Below are 22,741 nucleotides of genomic sequence, written 5' to 3' on the forward strand. Positions count from 1 at the left end.
TCTACGGGAGTACCCTTGTATGGTTTTACGAAACTGGCAAAGAAACGGGTTGCGCATCGTTGCCTTTCTGCTGGTACTGTTGATGCTGGTACTGGCCGCCGGCCACTACCTGATGCCCCAATCCAACCGCTATCTGGAAGGTTACACGGCGGGCGGTATTCTGGGGGAAGATTTTGATACCATTGATGTGTTGGTGTTGGGGGATTCCAACGCCGCGCAGGGCATCGCCCCCATGAAATGGTACGACGAGCACGGCATCACCGGCTACACCTACGCCGCAGGCTGGCTGTCGATGTACAACATCTATTATCGTCTGTTTCAAATCTATGAGGAACAAAACCCCAAAGTGGTGGTGCTTTGCACCGCTCCCGCCTACTCCAAGAAGAGCAGCGAAACCTATATGCAGAGCGCCGTCGGAGACATTGCCGACGAACTGCTGCCGCTGCTGCGCTTTCATGACAACTGGAAATATCTGACGCCGGACAATCTTTTCACCGAAAAGGATTACAGTTGGCGGGATGTGAACAAGGGGTACACCCCCATCACCGATGTAGCCGGCCGCCCCAACACGGACTATATGTACGATACCGGTGCCAGCGAGCCGATTCCCTTCTTGGTGAAATGGTATATGCAGCGCATCTTGCAGCTCTGCGCCGAACACGACAGTGAGGTGCTGCTGGTCACGGTACCGGCAGCAGTTGGCTGGAATTTGGCCCGCCACAACGGCATTGCCGCCTTTGCCGAGGAAAACGGCGTACCGTATCTGGATTTTAATATGCCGAAAACCAATCCCGGCATTGACTGGGCCACCGATACCGCCGACGGCGGCACCCATCTGAACTGGTTGGGAGCCCAAAAAGTTACCGAGGCGTTGGGCGGCTACCTGATGGCCCACTACGATCTGACGGATCATCGCGGCACCGCCGGCTACGAAAGCTGGGACAGCGACGCCCAGACCTATCGTGACCAACGGTCAACGATCGATCAGAAAGTCTGCGAGAACGCCAGCCTTGTTTAATTTGCACAAATGACAGCTATCTTTTTACAGCACATTATACAGTTTTTCCTCTTGCAAACCTTGTCGAAATCGTGTATGATAAGGGCATAGAAAGCAACGACGCTTTGGAACGGTTGGGTACGCACCGCCGTACCAAAGCGTTTTTTGTGGAAACGCTTTCTAGCACAAGAGGAAGAATACCAGAGCGCCCTGCCGGTCAATAGGAAGGGCATCCACTTGTAGAGGGGTGGGTTCCGTTCGATGCAGGAGCGGCAAGACGTTCTGTTTTTCTCCTTCTTTTAAAGGCGGGACGGGGCAGTGGCCGTCCCGTTTTTATTTTGTGGCACAAAAAGCGCCGGTCCGTTGGGACCGGCGCTTTTCTGCTGTATCTGTATTTTCAAGACAATTTCAGGTCGTTTTCCCGGATCCAGCCTTTTTTGCGCAGCAATTCACAGAACCCCACACTGAGCACCGCCGGCAGCACAAAACAAATCAGCGCCAATCCTGCCCAGTCAAAAGCCGTGACGGTCTTGCCCATCTCAACCCAACCGGTATAGACACCGATCTGGCCCACCAAACCGCAAGTCCCCATACCACTGGACACCGCCGGACCGTTCATTTCCAGATGGAACAGGCAGGTAGCCAAGGGTCCGGTGATGGCCGAAGCCAGTGTGGGCGGGATCCAGATGCGCGGATTGCGCAGAATATTGGGCATCTGCAGCATGCTGGTGCCCAATCCTTGGCTGACTAGTCCCCCTACGCCGTTCTCTTTATAGCTCATCACCGCAAAGCCTACCATCTGGGCGCAGCAGCCTGCTACTGCCGCACCACCGGCCAATCCGGTCAGTCCCAGCGCCGCACAGATGGCCGCACTGGAAATGGGCAGCGTCAACGCCACGCCCACCAGGACCGATACGATGATGCCCATAAGCAGCGGCTGCAGTTCGGTGGCCCACATGATCACACTGCCCACCGCGCTGGCCGCTGTTCCAATGGCCGGTGCAAACAGAACGCTGAGCCCTACGCCCATCAGGATGGTCACCGCCGGGGTGACCAAAATGTCCACCCGGGTTTCCTTGCTGACCAGCTTGCCGCATTCCGCCGATACAATGGCAATGAAGTAAACCGCCAAGGGACCGCCGGCACCGCCCAGTTCATTGGCAGCGCCGCCCACCGCGATCAGGCTGAACAGTACCAACTGCGGTGCATGGAGCGCATACCCAATGGAAGCCGCCATAGCGGGTCCGGCCACTGCGGTGGCATAGCCGCCGGCAGCCACCAGAAAGGCCCATCCCAACTGCTCCCCCAGCGTCTTGATGATGGTACCGATCAGCAAGCTGGCAAACAGTCCCTGCGCCATGGCTCCCATCGCATCGATACCATACCGATGCGCCGAGATAATTACATCTTTGCGTCGAAAAAAGGTTTGTACCGCTTCCATATATTTTCCACCCTCCTCAAATTTAACGGTATTTTAGCACCGCACGCTATAAATTGCAACCCGCCGATTGAAAATGGCACCGGAATGCGGTACAATAAAACATAGAAATCCATTTTGTCAAAAGGAGTAAGGGTTCTATGGTCGAAACCTTTACCACCCGGATCACCCCCTACGGTCTGGACCGCAACGTTTTTTTGTATCTGCCCGATGACTGGCAGACGGCCGGCAAGCGGTATCCGGTGGTCTATATGTTCGACGGTCACAATCTGTTTTTTGACTCTACCGCCACCTACGGCACCTGTTGGGGACTGAAAGACTATCTGGATGCCCACCCCGAGGCCATTGTGGTGGCGCCGGAATGCAACCACGAAGGCAACCAACGGCTGGAAGAATATTGCCCCTACGACTCGAACTGGTTCGACGGCATCCACGGCACCGGCAAAGCCTATCTGGACTGGCTAGTGCAGGAGCTTAAACCTTGGATCGACGAGCGATACCCCACCCTGCCCGACCGGAGCCATACGGCGTTGGGCGGTTCCAGCATGGGCGGCTTGATGAGCCTGTATGGCGTAGCGCTCTACAGCACCGTATTCAGCAAGGCGGCCTGCCTGTCGCCGTCGGTGCGGCTCTGCATGGAGTCCCTGACCGACGATCTGCGCCGTACCCGCCTTGCACCCGATACCCGGGTCTATCTGAGCTGGGGCGAACTGGAAGCCCGGGACCAGCACCAACTGGCAGAATACACCGACAACGCCCTGACCGTAACCCGGCTGCTCACCGCACAAGGCGCAGCGGTCTACCCCTATTTTCAGATGGACGGACGGCACTGCGAGGCGGATTGGCGCCGCCAATTGGACCGCTGTTTCCGTTTTCTGTTCGGCTGGCAATAACCAGCCGTTCGCTATACTAGATCCCTAAAGGAGGTAGTTTCCATGTCCAAAGCTGTTATCTTTTTTGCCCCCGGCCTGGAGGAATGCGAAGGCCTGCTCTGCGTGGATATTCTTCGCCGCGCCGGCGTGGAGGTGACCATTGCGGCCGTGGGCGGCCAGCAGACCGTGACCAGCGCCCGGCAAGTCCATGTGGTGGCCGATGCGCTGGCTGAGGAGGTCGACTACAACGCCTACGACGCCTGCATCCTGCCCGGCGGTATTCCGGGCGTAAACAACCTGAAGGCCGACGCTACGGTTTGCAAGGTCTGTCAGGACTTCGCCGCAGCCGGCAAGCTCGTGGCTGCCATCTGCGCCGGCCCCACCGTGCTGGCGTCCTTTGGGGTGCTGAACGGTAAGAAAGCCACCGTCTACCCCGGCATGGACGCGGCCCTGACGGAGGGCGGCGCCTCCTACACCGGGCTGCCGCTGACCATCGACGGCAACATCGTCACTGGCGAAGCGCTGGGTGCCGCGATTCCCTTTGCTCTGGCATTGGCACGGCTGCTGGCCGACGGAGAAGCCTCTGACCGGGTCAAGAAAGCCATCGTCTATCAATAACACAAACGCAGAAGAGCCTGCCTCCGGCCAAACCGGAGACAGGCTCTTTTTTAATCCGCTTTATGATTTTCGATTCCGCTGCAATTCGATCCACGCCAGATCGCCCCGCTCCAGACCGTGGATCAGCACTTCGGCAGTGGCAATGTTGGTGGCCACCGGAATGGTGTGCATATCACACAGACGCAGCAGCGTGGCGTCGTTGGGTTCCCCGGGCTTGGCTCCTACCGGATCCCGGAAGAACAGCAGCATGTCCACTTCTCCGCAGCCGATCATGGCAACCACCTGCTCGGCGCCGCCGCGACCGCCCGGATACAGACAGCGCACCGGCAGCCCTGTGGCATCATGCACGATCTTGCCGGTGACACCTGTGGCGATCAGATCATTCTGCGACAGGATGCGCACATACGCCGTGCAAAATTGTGCCATCAATTCTTTGCGGGAATCGTGGGCAATCAAAGCGATCCTCATGACGATACTCTCTCCCTCTATGGGACCCTCCTTGGTCCCAAAAACAATGCTATCTTTTATATGATAAGCTAATTTTGCACAAATTGCAAGTACCGGCACAAAGAAAGCCCCAAAAAAGCCCTTCTTTTCAAGGAAGAAGTTGTCGTTTTGACCAAAAGTCCTTTGCAAAGTTTGGCAAAACCGCGCGCGGTGTCCATGTTATAATAGAGAAAATAACGGCAGGGTTTTCTTCGATGCCCTGTCAAAGGAGGATCTACCATGAGGAAATCTGCCCAGACAATCATTCGTCCCGACGCATGCTATACCATCGCCGCTGCCAACGGCCGGGTGTTGGAGGTGGCCGATTTCAACACCGAGAACGGTGCCTCGGTGCGGCTATGGAGCTACGAGGGACAGCCCTGGCAGCAATGGCGTTTTGAGGAAGCCGGAGAAGGCGAATACCGCATCAAGAATCGCTTTACCGGCAAGGTGATGGATCTGGCCATGTCCGGCGTGGTCAACGGCACTTGGATCCACCAGTGGAGCCAGACATCCGGTGCCGGCCAGCGCTGGCAGATCGTAGATGCCGGCGGCGGTAAAGTCAAGCTGCGCAACGTGCTGGCCGACAAAGTCATCGATCTGGTAGGCATGCGGGTAGAAAACGGCACCCAAGCCCAGATTTGGCAGGATGTGTCGGGCGAAAACCAGCTTTGGAAGTTGGAGCCGGTACCGGACCGGCTGATGGAAAAGCCCATCGAACCGCCGCCCGCCAAGGCAACGCCCAAAAAGGCCGCCAAGACCACCCGCACCCAGACTGGGAAAAAGGCCAGCGGCAAATCTGCCCGCCGGGCCAGTAAAAACAAATAACCCTCTAGTTTGGGAAGGCCCCCGCTTTGGCGGGGGCCTTCCTCATCTTGCAGGGTGCTGAAAAGCCTGTTATAATAGAAAGAAATCGTAAAAAGTCACGAAAGGCAGTACAAACGTTATGCAGTTTACCGAGCTTACCAACGTGGCACCCGAGATTATTCGCGCCACACAGGCGATGGGCTTTTCCGAGATGACCGAGATTCAGGAAAAAGCCATTCCGCTGATGCTGGCCGGCCACGATATGATCGCCAAGGCCCCTACCGGCACTGGCAAAACCGTTGCCTTCGGCATTCCCATCCTGTCCAAGGTAGATCCCACCTCCTGCAAGCCGCAGGCCGTCGTCCTAAGCCCCACCCGGGAGCTGGCCCAGCAGATCGCACAGGATCTTGCCAAACTGGCCCAGTTTTTGCCCGACATCAAGATCGTCTGTGTCTACGGCGGCGCCGGCATGGACAAGCAGCAGCGCCAGTTAAAGGCGGGCTGCCAGATCGTGGTGGCTACCCCGGGCCGTCTGATGGACCACTACCGTCATCATGCCATCGATGTGTCCGACGTAGAAACGGTGGTTCTGGACGAAGCCGACGAGATGCTGAACATGGGCTTCTACAAGGACGTGCGGCACATCATCGACCTGATGAAGCACCGCAAAAGCCTGTCCATGTTCTCGGCCACCATCAGCCGGGAAGTATTGGACATCGGTTGGCTGTACCAGCACAACGCCGCCGAAGTCAGCGTACAGCCCGTGGAGGATTCCAGCCCCAAGATCGCCCAGTATAAGCTGCTGACCACCGGCCGGGATAAGCTGGCCGATGTGGCCCAGCTCATCATCTCGGAAGGGTATAAGCGGGTGATGGTCTTCTGCAACACCAAGTACAACACCGGTATGCTGGCCAACCAGCTAGCCCGGCTGAACTTTAATGTGGATTGTCTTCACGGCGACCTGTCGCAGGCGGAACGCAACCGCATCATGACCCGGTTCAAGGCCGGGGAGATCGCGGTTCTGGTGGCCACCGATGTGGCGGCCCGCGGCATCGATGTTTCCGATATTGACGCGGTCATCAACTATGATGTGCCCGAAGAGAATGAGCACTACACCCACCGCATCGGCCGTACCGGCCGCGCCCGCAGGGAGGGCGCCAGCTACCTGTTCTACACCAAGGAGGAGCAGAAACGGGTGGATCAACTGCTGCGCCTGACCCGCAATCTGGAGGACTGCAAGGCCGTTAAATTTGACTTCAACCACGAAAAGCTCATCGTGGAGGAGAACAAACCGCAGGACCGTTTCCAGATCAAAGCCTACTTTTAAGCAAAAGTAGGCGGCCGCGCCGCTTTCCCCATCCAACAACACAAAAACCCGCGTTCACAGAGATCTGTGAACGCGGGTTTTGTTTGCTCAGGTTCCTTTTCAGTTTCCGGCGGGCAGGGTAAAGACGAAGCGGCACCATTTGCCCTCTTCGCTTTCGGCATGGATCTTGCCGCCCGACAGGTTGATCAGGATTTTGCAGATATGCAGTCCCAAACCACTGCCCCGGGTGTTCATACCGCGGGAGCGGTCCTCTTTATAAAAGCGCTCAAAGACAAAGGGCAGCGCTTCCGGTGCGATACCGGCACCGGTATTCTCGATACACACTTCCACCATGTTGCCCTGCTTGTGGGCCGAGAAGGAGATGGTCCCCCCCGCCGGGGTAAACTTGATGGCGTTGTCCACGATGTTGTACACCACTTGATGGACAAAGTCCGGGTCAGCGTGGATGATCAGCGGCGGGCCGCCCAGCCCTTGAATGTCGATCTTGCCGTCCTCAATGCGCTGCTCATCGCTGAGCACCACATCGGTCACGGTTTTCCACAGGTCGTAGTTCTGGGCATGGATGGGCACCTCCCCGGCTTCCAGCTTGGTGATGTCCAGCATGTTCTGTACCAGCCGGGCCAGACGGCCTGTTTCCTGCGAAACAATGGTCAGGTAATGCTGGTTTTCTTCCGGCGGGATGGTGCCGTCCAGCATACCGTCGATGAACCCCTTGATGGTAGTCATCGGGGTGCGCAGCTCGTGGGCAATATTGCCCATAAATTGTCCCCGGGAATTGTCGATGGTCTGTAAGCGCATAGCCATATTGTTGAAGGTGGTGGCAAATTCCGCCAACTCCACACAGCCATCCACCGGGGCACGGGCCGTAAAGTCCCCGCTGCCCAGACGGCGGGCTGCCTCGCTGATGTCCTCGATGGGGCCGGTGATCCGCTTGGCCAACACCCAGCACAACAGGCTGCACAGCAGCAAAATCGCAGCCGCCGAGATGCCGAACATCACCAACATATCCACGATGTAGGCCCCCAGCGCCGTCATGGGGCTGGCTGCAAACAGATAGCCTGCCGTTCCGTCAATATCCACCCGGCGTCCGGCAGTGTAATACTTGCCGGTATACACACCGCCTAGCGTGCCGGTGGTAAAAACGTCCTCGCCCCGGTCCATTTGGTCCAGCAGTTCCTTGGGCACGTACTGCTGGGCAAATTCAGCGCCGTCGGTATGCAGCAGTACTTTGCCGTCCTGCGCGGCCACAAAGACCAAAGCCCCCGAGGTAGTGTTGAACAGCTCGAATCCCTTGCGGGCTTCCTGCGCCCGTTCATCCCCCAGCGGCTTGGTAACGACGTTGCCGTCCTCGGCCAACCGGTTGCTGAGCGCACTGGCTCCGTCCAGAATGGCGGTAAGCGCCATGCGCCGCTCGTTGACAAAGTAGGCAGCCGACAGTGCAGTCTGGATGGCACACATCACACTGAGCCCCAGAACCAGCACCACTGCAATGGTGGAGAAAAATTCCCGGCTAATGGTATTGCGGCGGCTCATTCCCGTACCTCAAACTTATAGCCTACGCCCCAAACGGTCTTGAGGTTCCACTGGTCGGAGGCACCTTCCAATTTTTCCCGCAGGCGCTTGACATGTACATCGATGGTACGGGAGTCGCCGTAGTATTCAAACCCCCATACCTCGTCCAACAGTTGGTCCCGGGTGTAGACCCGGTTGGGGTGGCCGGCCAAGCAAGCCAGCAGTTCCAGCTCCTTAGGCGGCGCTTCCACCACCTTGCCCTTGACCTTCAGCTCATAGCGGTTCATGTCGAGGTGCAAGTTGTCAAAATCATAGACGCCCTTGTTGTCCTCTTCCTTGGAAGAACGGCGCAGCACCGCCTTGATGCGGGCCGTGACCTCCTTGGCGTCGAAGGGCTTTACGATGTAGTCATCGGCTCCCAGCTCCAGACCCAGTACCTTGTCGTAGGTCTCGCCCTTGGCCGTCAGCATGATGATGGGGGTGTTATCCTTGGCGCGGATCTTGCGGCAGACTTCCCAGCCGTCCATCACCGGCATCATCACATCCAGCAGCACCAAATCGGGATGCAGCTTATCAAACTCGCTCAACGCGGCATTGCCGTCGTGGGCCATCGTGACGTTGTAGCCCTCTTTCACCAGATACAGGCGCAGCAATTCGCAGATATTTTTATCATCATCCACAACCAGAATCTTCTCGTTGGCCATTCTATTGTCCCTCCGTTTCTGTGGCGCTGTCGTTGCACAACCCCACTATACACTCTATTATAGCCTATAATTGTGGATAAAAAAAGAACGAAGTGGCGGTTTTCCGGCATTTTTCTTGCGCCGTAGCCCGCTTGTGTGTATAATAAGGATTGGAAAAACCGCCAAAAGGAGCGAAACAGTATGAAATTAGGTATTGTCGGGTTGCCCAACGTGGGCAAATCGACTTTGTTCAATGCCATTACTTCCACCCGCAACGCGCAGGCCGCCCACTATCCGTTCTGCACCATCGAGCCCAACTCGGGCATCGTAGCGGTGCCGGATGCCCGTCTGGACAAGCTGGCCGATGTGTGGCAGACCGACAAAAAGACGCCGGCTATCGTGGAATTTGTGGATATTGCCGGCTTGGTAAAGGGTGCGGCCCATGGTGCCGGTCTGGGCAACAAGTTCCTTGGCCATATTCGGGAATGCGACGCGCTGGTCCATGTGGTGCGCTGCTTTGACGACGACAACATCGTACACGTGGTAGAGGATGTAAACAAACCCGAGAGCGTTGACCCGCTGCGGGACATCGATGCCATCGATCTGGAACTGATTCTGGCCGATCTGGAGGTCGTAAACAACCGGTTGGGCCGCCAGCAGAAGGCTGCTAAAACCGGCAACAAAGCCGCCGCTGCCGAGGCCGCTTGGCTGGCTGAGCTGGCCGCGCATCTGGAGGCGGAAAAGCCCGCCCGTACCTTTGCCTTTGACGAGGATGACGACGCCCAGAAAGCTGCCCGCAAGGAGCTGGGACTGCTGTCCGCCAAACCGGTCATCTACGCCTGCAACGTGGGTGAGGACGACCTGCTGGGCGGGTTGGATGGCAACCCCTACTACCCGCGGGTGGTGGAACGCGCCGCCACCGAAGGCGCACAGGCACTGCCCATCTGCGCCAAAACCGAGGAGGACATTGCCGACTCTACCCCGGAGGAAAAGCATGCCTTCTTGCAGGAGATGGGCATTGAATCCACCGGTCTGGACAAACTCATCAAAGCCAGCTACGAACTGCTGGGGTTGATCAGCTTCCTGACGGACGGCAAGAAGGAATGCCGCGCTTGGACCATCAAGAAGGGTACCAAGGCGCCGCAGGCTGCCGGCAAGATCCACTCCGACTTTGAGCGCGGCTTTATCCGTGCGCAGGTCATCGGGTATCAGGATCTGGCGGATGCCGACTTCAACTACGCGGCGGTCAAGGCCAAAGGCCTGCAGCGTACCGAAGGCAAGGAATATGTGGTACAGGACGGCGACGTGATCGAGTTCCTGTTCAACGTCTAAGGGAGGGCTACCAATGATTTTTGGCATTATGGGCGCTATGCCCGATGAAGTAGATCAGCTGTGTGCCCGTCTGCAGGATGTGACCTGTGAAGTGTACGCCGGGGTGGAGTATCACTGCGGCACGCTGCACGGCAAGCAGGTGGTGGTATGCTGCGCCGGTATGGGCAAGGCCAACGCCGCCAGCACCGTACAGGTATTGTGCACCAAGTACGGTATTGACCATCTGATTTTCAGCGGCATCGCCGGCAACATGACCAGCAAGATCGGCATTGGCGATGTCTGTGTGGGTGAGACGGTGGTCTACCACGATGCCGAACTGGACATGCTGGCCCAGAGTGCCCCCTTCCTGAAAGAGTATCGCGGCGACCCGGAGCTGGTACAAGCCGCTTTGGACGCCTGTGCCGCCTGCGGTGTGAAAGCCATTGCCGGCAAGATTGCTACCGGTGACACCTTTGTGGGGGACGCTGCCACCAAGAAGAGCATCGAGGAAAAGTGCCATCCCGACTGTGTGGAGATGGAGGGTGCCGCGGTCAGTCAGGTAGCCGGCCGCAACGGTGTGCCCTGCGTGGTGCTGCGGGCCATGAGCGACAACGCCGACGAGAGTGGGTATGAAGTGTTGGTTGTCAAGCAGTTCAGCATTGCCGAGTATGTAAAGACCGCCACCGAAATCGTGGCGCATATGATCGAACATCTGTAACCAAAAACCCGGAACACCTTGTCAGGTGTTCCGGGTTTTTTCGTATCTCTATTACAGTTCCGGTACCGAATCGATGTCCTCTACGTCCACCACACGGTACCCCCGAGCCAGCAGTGCGGCAGCCAACATCCCCTGCCCATCGATAAGCTGTTTGCGGAAGCTGCCGTCATAGATCTGCTTGACCCCGCAGGTGGGGCTGCGGGATTGCAGGATCACCAAATCGATGGTCTGCCCCTCGATCTGGGCCAGCGCCCGCGCTACCCCTGCACGGAAGGCATCATCCACCTTTTCACCGTACTGGTTGTATGCCACACCCGCCCGCAATTCCACGCAGGGGCGGGGCACGCCCAGTCCGGCCAACACCTCGGGGCAGATGGGCACCACCTCATGGAATTGCAGCCGCTGGATCAGCGTTTCGTTTCGATTGTTTTTGCCGTTGTATTTGCAGTTTTCCCCCAGCAAGCAGGCGCTGACAAGGACTTTCACAGGCAGACGCTCCTTTCGGTGCATAGTCTGTCCTGATTATACCAGTCCCGCCGGCACGGCGCAAGGATGAAAGGTCAGATAAATTCCCGCCATGCGGCCTCGGCCTGCGCTTGCAGTTGTCCCAGCTCGCTGCACAGCTTTTTGGCGCCGGGGCTGGCGGAGGGGTAATCTTTTTCGGCCCGCTTACAATCCAGCACTCCCTGCCCGCTTCCCTCGGCCAACATGGTGGCCAAATTGCGGGTGGACTTGTCCAGCATGGTGCGGGTGCGGATGCCCATGCTCACGCTCATCCGGTTGGCGGCACTCTGCCCATGGGCCTCGGCCCCGATGGCGTCCAGCGCCGTGTGGGCCGCCTGATTGATCCGGCGGTATTCCTTCTTTTGACGCATCATTTCCTCTTTCAACCGCTGGTCATGGGTCAGCCCCATCAGTTCGTCCAGCGTGTTTTTGCCCATCTCGGTGTTCTGGACGATTTCCTGCAACATTTTCTCGTTATCGTTCTGCATGATAAAAACCCCCTTGTGTACTTGCATCAAGCATAGTATGTACACAAGGGGGTTTATTTTATGCAAAGATCACAGCCGCTGCTGTGCCAGAGCGAGCATCATTTCCCAGGAGGAAGTCTCGCCCCATTCGGCGCTGGCCGTAGACACCGTGAAGGTTCCCCGCCGTGCCAGCGTGATGCTGAAGACCCGGCGCGAAGATTCCAACGCAGCGTCGAGGGATTTTTTCAGTTGTGCTGCCGGCATGCCTACCGTGATGGCTACAAACAGGCCATCCTCCAACCGGGCCAACACCGCGTGGTCGTGGTCGGTGCCCACCGCCAGCTGCAAAATACCGGCCGCGGTGTTCAAGCAGCATTCCGCCGCCTGCACCGATTCCTGATTGCGCAGGTTCCAGTACTCATTGACGCGCAGCATGACCGCCCCGACCGGCTGGCCCTGCATTGCCTGCTTTTCCGCATAGCTGCGGTACTCCTCTTGGATATACCGGCTATTGTAGGCGCCGGTCACATAGTCACGGCGCATATCTTCCCGGTACTGCGCCAGCGCCCGGTCATAGGAATTGCGGGCCCCCGCCGAGGCACTGCTGTCCTGCGGCACCGGATAGTACAGCACCAGTACGCAGGGTCGTCCGTCCACCTGAATACTCTGGTACAGCCTGACCTCATCCCGTCCATTGCCGTTTACCTGACCCAGCTGCATGCCGCGGCCGCTCTCGTCCAACATGGGGATCGGGCTGCTCTCCCCACACGGTTCCATTGTGGCGGTATCCAGCAATACACCACGGTACGGGTCTACGATCTGAACCGTATCGAACAGTTGTTCCAGCGCCGCTACCTGCGCCGAAAGTTCTTCCCGCGTATACTCCAGCTTCATCTTGAACCCTCACTTGCGCAAAGCGTATTGTTGCCCGGAGCACGGGCCTTGCATATACATGTATATTACCACAAATACGCAACTTTTCCTAGGTGGTCGTTGCACAAAGATTTTACGAACAGCGGCACAATACTGGGCGATGTTTACAAATCAGACCGATTTCTCCCGCGGGGGAATCGCCTCGGTGCGGAAGTACCGCGCCGTCATGGTTCGGATCTCTCGGGCCAAGGCCGGCGTCAGCGCTTTTTCGTCCGCGCGCCATTGCCAGTTTCCCCGGGACTTGCCGGGAGTATTCATACGGGCTTCCGCCGGGGCTTCCAGCCAGTCTGCCATCGGAATGATTGCCAACGCCGCCGGGCTGGCCAGCACGCCGCGCAGCAGTCCTCGCAGAAGGCCCTCCTGCTCGGTCAAGGCAAAGTAGGCCTGTGCTTGTTTGCGGCCCGCCGTGCCCAGTTCCTGCGCAAACCAACCGGCCAGCGTGTTGTTGTCGTGCGTGCCGGGATAAGCCACGCAATTTCGCGGATAATTGTGGGGCAGATCCACGCTATCCTGCCCGGTAAAGGCAAATTGCAGCACTTTCATGCCGGGGAAACCACTTTCGGCCAGCAGTTTGCGCACCGAGGGGAACATTTCCCCCAGATCCTCGGCCACGATGGGCAGGTCCCCCATGGCGTCCCGCAATGCCCGGAACAGGTCCATGCCGGGGCCTTGCTCCCACCGGCCGTTGCGGGCAGTGGGCTCCCCTGCCGGAATGGCCCAGTAGGTATCGAAGCCACGGAAGTGGTCGATACGCAGAATGTCGTAGATGGACAGCGCATGCCGTACCCGCTGGATCCACCAAGCGTAGCCGGTCTTTTTGTGGTAGGCCCAGTCATACAACGGGTTGCCCCACAGCTGGCCATCCGCAGAGAAATAGTCGGGCGGGCACCCCGCTACCCGGCGGGGACGGCCATCCTCATCGGTCTCAAACAGCTCCGCCCCGGCCCAAGCATCGGCAGAGTCCGGCGCCACATAGATGGGGATGTCCCCCATGATGGAAACACCCTTGGCCGATGCATATTCATGCAATGCCCGCCACTGGCGGTCAAACTCATATTGCAGGAAAGCCCAGAATTCGATCTGCTGGGCATGTTCTGCCCGGAACCGTGCCAGTGCAGCCGGTTCCCGCAGCCGCAGTTCCCGCGGCCATTGCTGCCAGTCGGTCATGCCGTTTTCTTCTTTGATGGCCATGTACAGGCAGTAGTCGGGCAGCCAGTCTGCCGAAAGGAACTGGAAGCGATACCAATCGTCGGGATAGGGGGTTTCATACCCCGGCAGCGGACGGCGCTTGAGGAAGTTGGCATAGGCTTTGCGCAAGACGGGGAAACGCCGCTCATAGAGCGTCCCGTAATCCACATGGGCCGCATCACCGCCCCACTGGGTGAAGGCATAGTCCTTACGCTTGAGCAGGCCGTCCCGAGCCAGCAGGTCCAGATCCAAAAAGTAGGGATTGCCCGCAAAAGCAGAGCAACTCTGGTAGGGGCTATCGGCATAGCCGGTGGGTCCCACGGGCAGGATCTGCCAGACCGTCTGCCCCGCACGAGCCAGAAAATCCACAAAGCGGCGCGCCGGTGCCCCCAGACTACCGATGCCGTAACCGCCCGGCAGGCTGGAAATGGGCATCAAGATGCCGCTGCAACGTTTCCATTCCATGAAGATACCTCTTTTCCAAACGGCGGTGCCCGGCGGGCATCCGCCTACGTTATTCGGTTTCGTCGTCAGCCTCGGTCACGCCCAACGCCTGCAGCGCCGCCTCGGTAAAGGCATTGCGCTCTGCGGTGGTGTGCTTCTCGCTGTCCTGCAAGGCCACCTCGTTGGCGATCAGGGCATCGGCCTGCGCCTGCGTGAAGGAAGAGCCCGGCAAAATACCGGTGCTGGCCTGCTCCACCTGCATAGCGCCCAGCGTGGTGGCGTCCGAAGCAGTGTTCCACGGGGTAATGACCCCCAGCGTTTCGGTGAGGGCGGCTTCCCCGTCGCCGCTGCTGTACAGCCACAGCACCGCGCTCTTCGCCGCTTTCTGGGCGGTTTCGTCGGTACCGGCGCGCACCGTCACGGTGCCCACATCGGCCAGCACCGGATAGTTCAGCAGGCCGGTCAGGTTGTATTCTTCGGTGGAGAGATCCTCCTCGGTCAGGTTGCACTTAAAGGGGATCAGCACCAAGCTCTGGCAGGCCTCGGCGCCATAGGCCGACAGCAGATCGGTGAGCTTGGCCCGGCGGAACAGCGCGGTTTCATCACTGTCGGCTAGATTATCCCATTCCAGCGTCACCGCGCTGTAAACACCGTTGAGGGGTCCGGTGAGGGTTTCCTCGGTGAGTTCGGTTCCCGCCGCCAGCAGCGCCGCCGTGTAGCCCGCCGTGCGGTCCATCGGGGTGGAAAACACCCCGGTGGCATTCAGGGAATCGGGCTTAGTTTCCGGCAGGGTGTAGTCGCTGCCATTCAAGGTGACGGTAGCGGCACTGGGTTCCTCCAGCCAAGCCTGCAGCGTCTCCACAAAGTCGCTCCATTCCTCCCAACTGGCGTTTTGCAGGGCAGTCACACCGCCCTCGCCCAGCAGCGAGGTCACCATCGCCTGATTGGCCCAGTAGCCGTACAGACTGCGGCCCAACGGCAGGCTGGACGCACTCTCGGTAATACCGGCCCGGGAAGCAGCCGCGGCCAGCAAAGTATCACTGGTCACGTCCACCCCTTCCACCAAATCGCCGAGGGTATGGTCCAATACCACCAAATCCGCGGCGGCAGGGTCGTCGGTGGTGTTCAGCGTCACCTGCTGCGCCGTGGCATAGGCCTGCACAGCCGGTAGCAGCGCTTCGGTGGCGTAGACGTTCAGCGTCTGGGGCTGGGGCGTGGCGGCAGTCTCCACCGTAGCGGTATTTTCCGCCGGGCGCAGCGCCTCCAAGGGATTGGCTGCGCAGCCGGCCAACAGCAGCGCCGGCAAGGCCAGCGCCGCCCAACGAATCATTTTCTGCATAGGGCAAATTCCTTTATTTTGTGGTAAAATCGTACTGCTTTTTATTATATAAGATTTCAGAGGTTTTTTCCACTCTTGTTTTATGCTATAATAGGAAAAATTCCAAAAAAGAGGAGGCTCCTGCCCGACCGTGACCGATAAACTGTACGAACGCGATGCCTACCAGCAGGTGTTTACCGCCACCGTGCTGTCCTGCACCGCAACCCCCCAAGGGTACGCTGTGGTACTGGATCGCACGGCGTTTTTCCCGGAAGGCGGCGGCCAGCCCTATGACACCGGCCGTCTGGGGGACGCCCGGGTGCTGGCCGTACACACCGATGGAGAGACCATCACCCACACCACCGATGTGCCGCTGCTGGTGGGTGCCGCTGTGGAAGGCCGACTGGACTGGTCCCGGCGTCTGGATGCCATGCAGCAGCACACCGGCGAGCATATTTTAAGCGGTACCCTTCACCGGCTGTACGGCGCCGAAAATGTAGGGTTCCACATCGGGGACCCCTATGTGCGGATGGATACCAGCATACCGCTGACGGCCCAGCAGTTAGCCGACGCCGAGGCCGAAGCCAACGCGGCGGTACGCGCCGACACCCCCGTGCGGTGCTACATTCCCGACGCTGCCACACTGGCTGTCACCGAATACCGCAGCAAAAAAGAGCTGGAAGGTCCGGTACGGCTGGTGGAAGCGGGCGGTGACCGCTGCGCCTGCTGCGGCACCCATCTGGCCCGCACCGGCGAAGTAGGACTGATCAAGATCGTATCGTTCCAGCATTACAAGGGCGGCATGCGCCTGCTGGTAGCTTGCGGCCAGCGGGCCTACCGGGCGGTGGCGGAAGGCTGGACGGATGCCGAAGCCGCAGGGCGGCTGCTGTCCGCTCCGGTGGGCAGTCTGACGGCGGCGGTGACCCGGCTGCAAAGTGGCGAAGCCCAGCTGAAACAGCGGCTGGCGGCGCTGCAGAATGCACTGGCCGCGGCCTATGGGGCGGCGGCAACACCGGGTCAGCCCTGCACCGTCTGGGCAGAGGGTGCCGACGGCGACGGCCTGCGGCGCATTGCCATGGCTGTGGCAGCCCAAACCGGTGCCCCCTGCTGCGCGCTGGCGCCGGGCGGACAAGGTTTGGCCTATGCACTGGCGGCAGCGCCGGACGGCGATGTGCGCCCCGCCTGTCAGGCCTTGAACGGGGCATTTCAAGGCCGGGGCGGCGGCAAACCGGCTTTCTGCCAAGGGAGTTTGGCCGACGCCGACGAGGCCCGGGTACGCGCCTTTTTAACCGAAATTTTATAAAATCAGGAGTTATGACTGTATGCGAATGCGATTTAAACCCTATGCACGACCGGAACTACTGGCCTGCGATTTTCACGTTCACGAACCGCTGACCCACGCAGGTCACTGGCATGAACTGTATGCCCGGCCGGACCAGCCGTGGCATCTGGAACTGGGCTGCGGCAAGGGCGGCTTTCTGGCGCAAATTGCCCCGGCCCATCCCGACATCAATTACTTGGGCATCGACATCACCGACAAGGTGTTGATTTTGGCCAAGCGCAAAGTGGAAGCCGCCTACGCAGCCCGCCAGTTGCCCCCCGACAACGTGAAGATCGCCAGTTTGGACATTGAGCGGATGGGCAACGCCTTCTCCCCCGAGGACCGGGTGGCGCGCATCTATATCAACTTCTGCAATCCGTGGAGCAAAAACGCAGGCAGCAACAAACATCGGCTGACCCATCCCCGGCAGCTTTTGCAGTATCGCAACCTGATGGAGGAAGGCGCCGAGATCTGGTTCAAGACCGACGACGATGATCTATTCCGGGACAGCCTGTCCTATTTCCCGGCGGCGGGGTTTGAGATCATCTGGCAGACCTTTGATCTGCACGCCGACGAGCCGGACTGGAACCTGCGCACCGAACATGAGGGCATGTTCAGCGAACAGGGCATTCCCATCAAGGCACTGATCGCCCGCAAAGGCCCCGACAGCACCGTGCATTGGGTGGAACCCAAGGAGCTGGCCCGCCAGCAGGAGGTTTCCGATGACCCCGCTTGAGGCCGCAGCGCACACCCTGTTCTGGTTTTTCCTCTACGGGGCGCTGGGCTGGTGCGTGGAGGTCATCTACGCCGCCATTAAGGAACATCGCTTGGTCAACCGCGGCTTTTTGTGCGGCCCCATCTGCCCCATCTACGGGATCGGGATGGTAGGGTTGCTCTACTGTATGCAGCGGCTGCCGTCGAAGGGTCAAAGCCCCAGTGTGCTGACCGTCTTTGTGGTGGGCATGGTGCTGACCACCCTCATCGAACTGATCGGCGGCTGGGTACTGTTCAAGCTGTATCACATCCGGTGGTGGGACTATTCCCACCTGAAGTACAATCTCGGCGGTTATGTCTGCCCGCAGTTTTCCCTATTGTGGGGACTGGGCAGCGTCCTGATGGTCAAGGTGGTACACCCGCTGCTGGCTCACGCCGGGGATCCCCTGCCCATGCAGATATTGCTGCCGCTGGACGGGGTACTGCTGGTCTTTTTCCTTGTGGATGTGGGGGTTTCCGCCGCTGCCGCCACCGGCTTGAACCGGCGTCTGGAAGAAATCGACGAATTGCGGGCCAAGCTGCGGGTCTCCAGCGACAAACTGACCGAGGTGCTGGGCACCCGTGCCATGACTGCCGACACCCTGCTGGACGAGCAGAAATTGCAGTTGGCGCTGGCCAAGCTGGAAAGCCGCGACAACGCTGCCGAGCTGCGGGCAGAGCTGACCGTCCGTGCCGACCTGCTGCGGTCCAAACTGCGTGCGCTGGATCTGGATAAGCTGGGCACGCGGCGTCTGCTGCGCGCCTTCCCGCGGATGCAGAGCTTGCGCTATGGTGAAACGCTGGCGTCCACCCGTGCAGCGCTGATCCAACTGCGCCGTTTGGCGAAAAACGCCCAAAAGGCCGCCAAGGAGGCCGCCGGCACCGCCGCGGACAAACTGCGCAAACCCGAAAATTAAGAGAAGCGATAGAAAACGCCCCCTTCCGCCTAAGCGGAAGGGGGCGTTGTTGTTACCGGTTGGCGCCAAGCGTTCGTTCCACGAAGTCGACCAGCACCTGATTGACAAAGTCCGGCGCGTCGGTGTTGGAATTGTGGCCGGCCTGCGGCACCCAAAGCAGCGGGTAGCCGGTGCGCCGGGCCCAGCGGTCATTGTACCGTTTGGCCGAACCGGCGGCGTCGAACTCTCCACAGAGCAGTTGCACCGGGCAGGGAATCGTATACGACACCCCCGCCTGCACCGCCTGTGCCAACATGCGGTAGCCATAGGCCGCCAGCGCGCAATAGGACGTTTTGTCATAGCTCTGCATCATTTGACGCATCAGCGCGCGGCCATAGGGCGTCCGGGCACAGCCCGACGTTCCCCAATCCAACAGCAATCGCCATGGGATCGCCGCATAAACGCCGTACATATGACGCAGCAGGAAGAGTTCCCATCCACTGTAATAGGTGCGCTGCAACGGGCAAGAATCGATGGACACAAACCCCCGCACATGCTGTGGATAGCGCGTCATATACACCTGCGCCAGATACCCGCCCATCGACTGGCCGACCAAAATCCGCGGGGCGTCGGTTTCCCGTTGCAGGATGGCATGCAGCCAATCGGCCCAATCCTGCAAGGTAAACCGCAGCGCAAACGGGCGGGACGCACCATGCGCCGGTGCGTCCCATACCAAACAGTTGTACCGTCCCGCGAACGCCGCCAACTGCTTCTCAAACAGGCGGTGATCTGCGGTCAGGCCCGGCAGAAACACGAGCCACGGTCGTCCCGAGCCAGCCGTTTGCACCCAATAGTGGATGGCCCCCTCCGCCAGTGCGTAGTTTTTCTGCTCCATTGCGGTATCCTTATCCTTTTCGCCGGTCAAAGGAGATCTGCAAGACCAGCCATGCAGCGACGATGCAGACCACAGAGATCAGGCCCAGCATCTGCCAGCAGTTCAGCAGGTTGGCCACGGTAGCGTCGTACATAGGGCCGTCAAACCCGGCCTTGAGCCATGCCAGACGGTTGTTCAGGTCGGTGGAAGCGCCCAGTGCGCCCATGCCCCATCGGCAGACGATCACCGAAGCGATCGAGCTGGCCACGCCGGTAAGGGTGAACATAATGCCGCTGAACACCACCTGACCGATCATCAGCACCAGCACCACAAGGATGGCCGTTTCGCCGCTTTTGAAGATGGCCGACACCAAAAGTCCCGTGGCGCTGGAGGCAAACAGCATCAGCAGCACCGTGATGAAGATTTCCAGATTGGTTTCAAACAGCAGATGATTCTGGGGTACATGAACCACGTTGACAAAACCGATGGTCAAAATCGCTGCCTGTACAAGCTCAATGAGGAGCAGCACAAAGGCCTTGCTGAGCACCACCGCCAGCAGATTTACCCCCACCGAGGCTTCCCGCAGGATGATGTCCCGTTCCTTACAGATCTCCCGGTAGGAGTTCAGGGTCCCCATAAAGGCCGCCATGGCGCTGAGGATGAAGAGCGCCGTGCGGCTGCCCACGTTGACTAGATTGGAGGTAAAACAGTTGGGGTCCACCACCAGTTTGATGACAAAGACCATAAACGGTGCTTGCAGCACCAGACTGGCCAGCAGCAGTTTATCGTTCCAGATCAGGCGCAGATTGCGCTGTACCAGTACGGTGAACTGGCGAAAGAATTTCATCACTTCGATTGGTCGCATCGCTTGTCCGCCTCCTGTGCTGCCTCGGGCCAGGCCGCCACAAGGCGGTTGAACTCCGGCGTGGTAAAATACTGGCAGCGGTACTGTTCCACCAGTTCCGGCACGCGCAGTTTTTCAAAGATATCGCTGGTGAGCTCCACGTCAAAATAGGCGTTGAGCTGTTCCGGCGGGCCGTAGTAGCACAGCACGCCGCCCACCCCCAAAAAGGCGATCTTGTCGCAGAGGTTGATGTTGGACATATTGTGGGTAACCATCAATACCGTACAGTTTTGATGGCTGAGCTTACGGCACAGCTCCATCATACTGCGGTCCAAATCGGGGGAAAGGCCGCTGGTAGGCTCGTCGAGGATCAACAGCCGGGGGCTGGCCAGCAGTTCCATCGCAATGGAAACCCGCTTTTTCTGCCCGCCCGAAAGCTGGGAGATCAGCGTTTTTTCCCGTCCGGTCAAGTCCACGGCCTCGATGGCATGGGCCACTGCCGTGGCAATTTCCGCCCGGCTGGCGTCGTGGGCAATGCGCAGTTTGGCCGTAAAGGTCAGGCTTTGCTCCACGGTCAGGTTGTCGTGCATGATGTCCCGCTGGGGCACATACCCCAGCACCGCATCAAAGGCGTTGCGGTTGCCCCGGGTTTCCACCCCATCAAACCGCACACTGCCTGCCGTGCAGGGGGCCGTACCGGTAATACAAGTCAGCAGGCTGGATTTGCCAGTGCCGGACCCACCTACCAGCACCACAAAGCTGTTGGGTTCGATCTCCAGACTGGTGCCGTCCACAATGTTCAGCGGCTGCTGGGTGTTGCGGTCCTGCACCGTCTTGTAGACATTCAAAAGCTGTACGCTGATGCCGCTTTTGTGCTCGTGGTAATGCAAAAGGCCGCCGGAAAAAGCAAAGACCTGCGTAGGTACGTTGATGACAGCGCCGTTGCGCAGCGCCGTCCGGCTGACCGGCATACCGTCCACGTAGGTACCATTGGTGGAGCCCAAGTCCCGCACCTCGAACTGCCCGTCCTTGTAGACGATTTCGCAGTGATGGCGGGAAACCCGGTCACTGACCAGTTTAATGTCGCAGTCATCCCCGCGGCCGATGAGCACCCGCTTTTTGCGGCGGATGTCGATTTCCCGCAGTACGGCGGCGTCTGTCTGCTCCTGCCGGAAGGCCGCGTTCCCGCTTTGCACAGCGCGGATCTCCTCCACCCGGAAAGTGATCTCCTGCGTGGCGGCATTTCCATCGGTGTTCAAGCCGATCACATCGCCGGGCTGCAAAGTGCAGGTCTCCCCAGCGGTCAGGTAGCGGTTGTTATACCAAGTATTGCAGTCGCTGGAATCATCGGTCACCGTCCACTGTTCACCGGTATACGCAATGGTGAACTGGCGGTCCCCCACATTGTTGCGGCGCAGGATATACTCACATTGAGCGCTGCGTCCAAACCGATACGCGCCCCGCCCCGAAGGCAGGGTGATGCGCTGCTTGTTGCGCTGTTCGGTGATGAGAAAAACAATCTCGCTTGCCACAGCCGTCCCCCCTTACCAGCGGAATCCGCCGCCGCAGAAAGGCACAAAGCGCAGCGTGGCCGTTCCCAGCTTCAACTCCTCACCGCCGGTGAGGGGCTGCGCTTCCAGCACCGCCTGCCCTGCCAGATAGCACAGGTCCTGCGACGAACCGGGCAGCAGCGTAAAGGCATCCGCCTCCGGGTCATAGACCACCGTGGCCTGCCGGGCCCCCAACGGGGCATCGGGACTTACGGTCGCCGGTGCCCCGGCGGCATCCAGCCCCAAAAAGCTGCGGCCGACTCCCAACCGGAGATCCCGCCCCCGGGCCGGACCATCCAGCACCACCAGCCATCCGGCCACCGGTCCATCCGGCGCAGCCAACTCCGCCGCCGGAACTTCACTGGTTTGCACGATGGCCGTCTCGGTCTGCAAGTCGGTGTTGCAATAGGGGCAGGCCGGGTATTTATCGGCATCAAAGAAATGTCCTTGCTCGCATTTGGTCAATTTCATCGCGGTTCCCTCTTCTCTTGCCGTCCGTCACAGCACCAACCGGATGGTGGTGCGGCCCAGACGCAGGGTGTCGTTGTTTTGCAGGCGGTGTTCCCCGCCGATGCGCTCTCCATTGACAAAAACCGGTGCATCGGGGCTCAGTGTTTGTACCAACAGGGATTCCCCCCGCACACAAAGTACACAATGCTGTCCGTGTACCTTTTCATCGGGCAGACAAAGATCGCACTGGGCAGGGTCGCTGCCCAACATCAGACTGCTTTCCACCATACCGGCCCAGCGGCTCTCGGCAATAGAGCCTCGCTGTCCCCAGAACATGGTGACCCAGCGGCGGGGCAAGGTGTCGTTGTCGGCGTTGCCGGCCAGCAGATGTTCGGCCTCTGCCGCCTGCTCGGCAGTACGGTCCCGGCGG

24 protein-coding genes are annotated in these 22,741 nt (G+C 59.4%); 10 read left to right on the top strand and 14 right to left on the bottom strand.

All coding sequences use genetic code 11. The features are described from left to right. Positions 1–19: 19 nt before the first annotated feature. The gene (locus Q0526_RS11945) at positions 20–1,018 is read left to right on the top strand and encodes an SGNH/GDSL hydrolase family protein (protein ID WP_298733901.1); all 999 of its coding nucleotides are present in this window, start codon (positions 20–22) and stop codon (positions 1,016–1,018) included. Between the two features lie 376 nt (positions 1,019–1,394). Here Q0526_RS11945 and Q0526_RS11950 read toward each other — a convergent pair whose 3' ends face one another. Continuing rightward, a complete protein-coding gene (locus tag Q0526_RS11950; protein WP_298733903.1) occupies positions 1,395–2,438 on the bottom strand; it encodes a PTS transporter subunit IIC in 1,044 nt (347 codons plus the stop codon). A 137-nt stretch (positions 2,439–2,575) separates the two neighbouring features. On the opposite strand from Q0526_RS11950, the gene Q0526_RS11955 reads away from it, so the two are divergent. Beyond that, entirely contained in the window at positions 2,576–3,328 is a 753-nt protein-coding gene (locus Q0526_RS11955; protein ID WP_298733905.1) for an alpha/beta hydrolase-fold protein, read from the top strand. 42 nt (positions 3,329–3,370) lie between these two features. After that, complete coding sequence (locus tag Q0526_RS11960; protein ID WP_298733907.1) at positions 3,371–3,925, top strand: DJ-1 family glyoxalase III; 555 nt, start codon at positions 3,371–3,373, stop codon at positions 3,923–3,925. 60 nt (positions 3,926–3,985) lie between these two features. On the opposite strand, the gene Q0526_RS11965 is transcribed toward Q0526_RS11960, so the two are convergent. After that, the gene (locus Q0526_RS11965) at positions 3,986–4,393 is read right to left on the bottom strand and encodes a methylglyoxal synthase (protein ID WP_298733909.1); all 408 of its coding nucleotides are present in this window, start codon (positions 4,391–4,393) and stop codon (positions 3,986–3,988) included. 258 nt (positions 4,394–4,651) lie between these two features. Here Q0526_RS11965 and Q0526_RS11970 point away from each other — a divergent pair, with 258 nt between their 5' ends. Beyond that, a complete protein-coding gene (locus tag Q0526_RS11970) occupies positions 4,652–5,239 on the top strand; it encodes an RICIN domain-containing protein (protein ID WP_298733912.1) in 588 nt (195 codons plus the stop codon). Positions 5,240–5,357: 118 nt separating this feature from the next. Next, positions 5,358–6,545 carry a DEAD/DEAH box helicase gene (locus Q0526_RS11975; RefSeq protein WP_298733914.1) on the top strand — a complete coding sequence of 396 codons (1,188 nt, stop codon included), beginning with the start codon at positions 5,358–5,360 and terminating at the stop codon, positions 6,543–6,545. A gap of 99 nt (positions 6,546–6,644) precedes the next feature. On the opposite strand, the gene Q0526_RS11980 is transcribed toward Q0526_RS11975, so the two are convergent. Further along, the gene (locus Q0526_RS11980) at positions 6,645–8,078 is read right to left on the bottom strand and encodes a HAMP domain-containing sensor histidine kinase (protein ID WP_298733916.1); all 1,434 of its coding nucleotides are present in this window, start codon (positions 8,076–8,078) and stop codon (positions 6,645–6,647) included. Continuing rightward, a complete protein-coding gene (locus tag Q0526_RS11985) occupies positions 8,075–8,761 on the bottom strand; it encodes a response regulator transcription factor (protein WP_298733918.1) in 687 nt (228 codons plus the stop codon). Before Q0526_RS11985 ends, Q0526_RS11980 begins: the two co-directional genes overlap by 4 nt. A gap of 180 nt (positions 8,762–8,941) precedes the next feature. Here Q0526_RS11985 and ychF point away from each other — a divergent pair, with 180 nt between their 5' ends. Both ychF and Q0526_RS11995 read left to right on the top strand, forming a co-directional pair. After that, on the top strand, positions 8,942–10,072 hold the full coding sequence (ychF, locus tag Q0526_RS11990) for a redox-regulated ATPase YchF (protein WP_298733920.1): 1,131 nt from the start codon (positions 8,942–8,944) through the stop codon (positions 10,070–10,072). Positions 10,073–10,085: 13 nt separating this feature from the next. Then, positions 10,086–10,769 (top strand): 5'-methylthioadenosine/adenosylhomocysteine nucleosidase, encoded by a 684-nt coding sequence (locus tag Q0526_RS11995; RefSeq protein WP_298733922.1) that lies wholly within the window; start codon positions 10,086–10,088, stop codon positions 10,767–10,769. A 51-nt stretch (positions 10,770–10,820) separates the two neighbouring features. Here Q0526_RS11995 and Q0526_RS12000 read toward each other — a convergent pair whose 3' ends face one another. The 5 genes from Q0526_RS12000 to Q0526_RS12020 form a co-directional block, all read right to left on the bottom strand. Then, positions 10,821–11,255 carry a DUF523 domain-containing protein gene (locus Q0526_RS12000; protein ID WP_298733923.1) on the bottom strand — a complete coding sequence of 145 codons (435 nt, stop codon included), beginning with the start codon at positions 11,253–11,255 and terminating at the stop codon, positions 10,821–10,823. Between the two features lie 74 nt (positions 11,256–11,329). Continuing rightward, on the bottom strand, positions 11,330–11,761 hold the full coding sequence (locus tag Q0526_RS12005) for a hypothetical protein (protein ID WP_298733924.1): 432 nt from the start codon (positions 11,759–11,761) through the stop codon (positions 11,330–11,332). Between the two features lie 69 nt (positions 11,762–11,830). Further along, a complete protein-coding gene (locus tag Q0526_RS12010; RefSeq protein WP_298733926.1) occupies positions 11,831–12,634 on the bottom strand; it encodes a diguanylate cyclase in 804 nt (267 codons plus the stop codon). Positions 12,635–12,784: 150 nt separating this feature from the next. Continuing rightward, positions 12,785–14,332: a 4-alpha-glucanotransferase gene (gene malQ, locus Q0526_RS12015; RefSeq protein WP_298733950.1), complete on the bottom strand. Its 1,548-nt coding sequence runs from the start codon at positions 14,330–14,332 to the stop codon at positions 12,785–12,787. Positions 14,333–14,375: 43 nt separating this feature from the next. Beyond that, positions 14,376–15,644, bottom strand: a complete 1,269-nt coding sequence (locus Q0526_RS12020) for a hypothetical protein (protein WP_298733928.1) — start codon at positions 15,642–15,644, stop codon at positions 14,376–14,378. A gap of 130 nt (positions 15,645–15,774) precedes the next feature. Between Q0526_RS12020 and Q0526_RS12025 the strand changes: the two genes are divergently transcribed. Genes Q0526_RS12025 through Q0526_RS12035 form a run of 3 tightly spaced genes read left to right on the top strand, consistent with a single transcriptional unit; the run spans position 15,775 to position 18,614 of the window. Further along, positions 15,775–16,926: an alanyl-tRNA editing protein gene (locus Q0526_RS12025; RefSeq protein WP_298733930.1), complete on the top strand. Its 1,152-nt coding sequence runs from the start codon at positions 15,775–15,777 to the stop codon at positions 16,924–16,926. A 19-nt stretch (positions 16,927–16,945) separates the two neighbouring features. Beyond that, a complete protein-coding gene (gene trmB / locus Q0526_RS12030) occupies positions 16,946–17,680 on the top strand; it encodes a tRNA (guanosine(46)-N7)-methyltransferase TrmB (RefSeq protein WP_298733932.1) in 735 nt (244 codons plus the stop codon). Further along, positions 17,667–18,614, top strand: coding sequence for a putative ABC transporter permease (locus tag Q0526_RS12035; protein WP_298733934.1), 948 nt, complete (start codon positions 17,667–17,669; stop codon positions 18,612–18,614). The genes trmB and Q0526_RS12035 overlap by 14 nt, the downstream gene beginning before the upstream one ends. Before the next feature lie 52 nt (positions 18,615–18,666). Here Q0526_RS12035 and Q0526_RS12040 read toward each other — a convergent pair whose 3' ends face one another. The 5 genes from Q0526_RS12040 to Q0526_RS12060 all read right to left on the bottom strand — a co-directional run. Further along, complete coding sequence (locus Q0526_RS12040; RefSeq protein WP_298733936.1) at positions 18,667–19,488, bottom strand: alpha/beta hydrolase; 822 nt, start codon at positions 19,486–19,488, stop codon at positions 18,667–18,669. 10 nt (positions 19,489–19,498) lie between these two features. After that, positions 19,499–20,332, bottom strand: coding sequence for an ABC transporter permease (locus Q0526_RS12045; protein WP_298733938.1), 834 nt, complete (start codon positions 20,330–20,332; stop codon positions 19,499–19,501). Then, positions 20,314–21,843 (bottom strand): FHA domain-containing protein, encoded by a 1,530-nt coding sequence (locus Q0526_RS12050; RefSeq protein WP_298733941.1) that lies wholly within the window; start codon positions 21,841–21,843, stop codon positions 20,314–20,316. Before Q0526_RS12050 ends, Q0526_RS12045 begins: the two co-directional genes overlap by 19 nt. Positions 21,844–21,855: 12 nt before the next feature. After that, a complete protein-coding gene (locus Q0526_RS12055) occupies positions 21,856–22,332 on the bottom strand; it encodes an FHA domain-containing protein (protein ID WP_298733943.1) in 477 nt (158 codons plus the stop codon). A 27-nt stretch (positions 22,333–22,359) separates the two neighbouring features. Next, the coding region (locus Q0526_RS12060; RefSeq protein WP_298733944.1) for an FHA domain-containing protein at positions 22,360–22,741 on the bottom strand (382 nt) is incomplete at its 5' end.

It is taken from the genome of uncultured Subdoligranulum sp., from assembly GCF_937890665.1.